Annotated in this window: 3 protein-coding genes; all 3 read right to left on the reverse strand. The window is 38.6% G+C overall.

The window, feature by feature from the left end:
- Positions 1-226 precede the first annotated feature (226 nt).
- Positions 227-1,465, reverse strand: coding sequence for a DUF6273 domain-containing protein (locus tag OCV96_RS14875; RefSeq protein ID WP_262594804.1), 1,239 nt, complete (start codon positions 1,463-1,465; stop codon positions 227-229).
- Between the two features lie 314 nt (positions 1,466-1,779).
- A complete protein-coding gene (locus tag OCV96_RS14880) occupies positions 1,780-2,697 on the reverse strand; it encodes a hypothetical protein (RefSeq protein ID WP_262594805.1) in 918 nt (305 codons plus the stop codon).
- 59 nt (positions 2,698-2,756) lie between these two features.
- Positions 2,757-4,022: glycoside hydrolase family protein (locus OCV96_RS14885; RefSeq protein ID WP_317239302.1), on the reverse strand; the 1,266-nt coding region annotated here is incomplete at its 5' end.

The raw sequence follows: 4,022 nt of genomic DNA on the forward strand, positions 1-4,022 counted from the left end.
CTGAAATACAGCATTCGGGGCACCGAAATAATATGCTCTTGTTTTATTAAACAACCATAAATTTTACTGTTTTGCATACTTTTACTATCTTTTTAAATTCTGTGTTATCCATAAATTGTATATCCTTATGTGGGTGCATAATTAAGCAAAATTTTTCTTGGGACTTCCCGTCCCCTCACAGCGGCTTCCATTGGAAAGCGTTTGAAATCGTCAAAAGTCATACCATTTAAATTATAATGTTATTATTATCACAAAACTCTCGTACATCCTCTTCAAATAAACTATAATTAATTTTTTCCTTTTTCGAAACAGATTTTACAGATTCTAATATATTATCTATAATTAGTCTTTTTTTATTGGCAGTATCAGCTTTAACATACTCCTCATAGTCAATTTGTAAACTTACTGATCTCGTCCTTTGCTTCATGATATTGTCCCTGCGGTGCACCAACTGACCGAGTGACCAGTACGCATCGTTCGGACAAGCATAGGGTACTGTCACCTGCTCTTCTGACTGTGCATTTGTACTTTGCTCCGGCCGGATTTTCATAGCCGGATCGATCAATGTCAGTTTATATGCAGCCCCTGTCTGCCCGGCAGTTCCTTCCACAATAGAAACCATAAGAATATCCGACAGTCTGACATTTAGTACAGGACTTACTCCACAGTATTCATTAACAAAGAGACAACCTACTGCCTTACTTGCTATAACACCTGCACCCATACCTTCATTTTCCGGTAACGTAGGATATTCTTCTTCGGAACGCAGCCACCATTCCCACATGGTTGGTTTTTGTATGCAAATTTTTCCCCGGTTGTCTGCCCCCCACTGCTCATTACTATATCCATAACTTTCGTTTCGGACTTCTCTTGCATCCAGCAAAAATATTTTATCTCCCGAAAGTGCTGTCCATCTCTGAGGTTGAAAGTCGCAGGCATCCCCATCACTTTCTGCTACATTTTCTTTTACGCTGTTTGCAATAGCAGCCTGCTCCTGTAATGAAAAAGATGATGTCAGAAAATCATTGTTCAAATATTCCCGCAAAATACTATTATTCCATTTGCTGTCATCCACGGCATAATTCAATTCATGGAATATCATTCCCTTGTCACCGTCTGGCAGAAAGACGTTATCGCAGTCCAGTAGCATCGTCTTTACCGTACTGTCATTTCCGCTAAAATCTGTAGTGCATTTGGAGAGCACACGATATTTCACAGGCTCTTTCTTCCCGTCATTGTCCATATCATACTCTCCAAAATACACATAATTCCCCTGCCATGCTTCATCGATTATAGGTTTTGATGGATTTTCAATTCCATAATTTCCTATCCCCGTGATTTCCTTCGCCATAGGTTCGTCCAACGCACGCCCTTTTGCCTGTACAGTAATACTCAAAAAAGCAATCATTACCAATATGCAATTCACAATAATTAATTCTTGAATGATTAATAATAGTTTTCGCATATACTGCTTTCCCCTCAATATTTCATTTCACTACTCCAACTATTGTGTATTCACCATTTTTATTGCCTGAGGAATTTTTTCCTACCTTATCCCACGTATATATTTTCGGTTATTGTATTGAGTTTCATTATCAAAATAACACAATATTACATCATAGTTGCATCATTTTCCGAATAAAAAGAATCAGCTGACATTTTATTGTCCGCCGATTCTTTCAATAATTTCTATGTACATTGACTTAAAGTTTATATCCAAATATTGTACAAAACTCATTATCTTTAATGGCTCTCCTTAGCCATGTCTCTGTCAAGCGGTCACTCCTTTTCCAACATAAACCATCCTTCTTCAATGCGCATAATCATCTGATTCTCGTTCACCGGCACACAGATAATGTCCTCTCCATTCTGACATTTTATATTGCATACCAGAATCTCGTCATCATATATGCTCAGGCCATCGTGAATATCCATTTCCTGTTCAAAATCTTCCCGCCGTATCTTTCCGGATTCCACCCCTGCCGTCTGGTAACCGATCTCAGATATTCTAACTTCATTTTCTGAAACAGTCACACTTTTTCCCAGCCAGTCTTCTACGTTAAAATCTGTGCCCTTTAATGAACTTCTCGGCGCCTCCTTTTCTATTTCTTCATAGCTTCCTTCGTAGGAGTTCTCATAGCTGTCCAGATATGCAATTTTCCATGTTCCATTCAAATCTTTTTCACTTACCATTGGATCACAATATTGAAACGGTTCCAGCAAATAATATCCTCCAATATATCCATAGGCTAAATGCGTCTCATCCAGAATAACAAAGTAATCTACGCAGTAATAGCTTCCGTCATACATTTTATCCCAATATCTTAGGTATCTCGCCTGTTCCATGTCAGCAAACTCATCAATTCTCCAAAAGATCCTGTTTGTAAACCATTCATCCTCAGCAGAATAAGAAACCACCTCCGAATCATCAAATTCATATTTTATCCATCCTAATGGCTCAGGCCATTGACCAATACTCCTTTCCATTGAATTTTGACCGATAATAATAGTTCTACCCAAATAGTGATGTGGGAAAAAATAACTGGTTGCTCTGAAATACGTCGTGAGCTGGTGCGTGACTTTCCATTTTCCCTCATAAGCTGCTACTGTTTCTTTCTTTGTGTAACCAATTATTTTTCCTAATATGAGCAGTAACGTAACTATAAATATTACTATACTTATTACCCTTTTTTTCACTTTGCACCTCAAATTTTATATGCATAGAAAATAATAAATTTCCGTTACAGTTACAATAGTTATTCCAGATATTCCAAATATTCTTCCAAATTATCAACCTCATATTTTATTAAGAAGTTCCTATATATTTCTATAACATCAGGATCACTATATAAATCATCATATTCGGTAAGATAATTATTTTCTAAAAACACTATTGCTTCTGCTGCACTTCTTTTTACCAATCCTTCAAGTCTTTTATCATTTTGCAATGAATATGTCATAAATTGTGATGCAATTTTCCTCCGTATTTCTTCGTCAAAATAATCCTTTTCTTTCAACACTTCCATAAATTTAGGAGATTTACTAATCGTAAATGCTGTATTATTAAATCCAAGTGCAACCAACGCATCTAATTGATTCTGCGTTAGCGTACCATGATTTTCAAGAATCACATTAACAATTTCAGTTGGAAAGTGCTTCCTGATATCCTCCTCCAATTGCTTTCTTGCCTCTTCTTCTGTCATTGTATAAATGGGATCCATCCCTTTTTCTACTCGATGTCCATATCCAATGGTATAGCTTTTGTCTTTTTTCTCAGCCGCTGTAGCATAGTAAGGGGTTGCTCTAAATTCTTCAAATCTCATTAATAACTCCATCACATAGGAAATATCATAATTCTCCACCTTACACTGTGCTTCATTTAACAGAATGCAATCCTCAATATTAGATTTCCCTAGCGCCTCATTCTCCTGCGTTTGAATATAGCTGTCATCTTCCGAGTCATTTTGTATCGGCGCAGGCGTAACTATAGGAGTTCCTTCAACAGTAGGAATAGGAATATATTCCTCCGTCTTAAACAAATCTCTAATTGCCTCCAAAAAACCTACAATTTTCTCTACAATAGCCTTGTTTCCGCTCGGATCCGTATAATTCAGATAGCTGCTCACGCAGTAATTATACCGGTTAAGCGTCAGCGGTTCTGTCAGGCTGCCGAGGTAACTGTCTTCGGTGAGGAAGGTCGCCGTTACCACGCAGTAGTACCTTGCCCTCAGATACTGGCTCTCGATATTCGGATTGTAGGATTCTCCGTTGTAGGTGTATTCGTTCTCATACTGCGGAGCACCAAAGGTGATCTCTCCGGTGACGCTGTAACGGTAGGACTGATAGACCTGTCCCTCTTCATTGGTGATGCCGGAGACACTTCCTCTGGCATCGTAGAGGTAGTAGCCGGTGCTGCCATCGAAGCGGTCAAGGGAGATCCGGTCGAATCCGCCGTTTATCTCCGCTCCGTAGATATAAGAGGTATCCGTCTTACCATTGATGTTCTGCTCGACCAGTACCTC

This window comes from Waltera acetigignens (genome assembly GCF_025567015.1).
Classification (GTDB): domain Bacteria; phylum Bacillota; class Clostridia; order Lachnospirales; family Lachnospiraceae; genus Acetatifactor; species Acetatifactor acetigignens.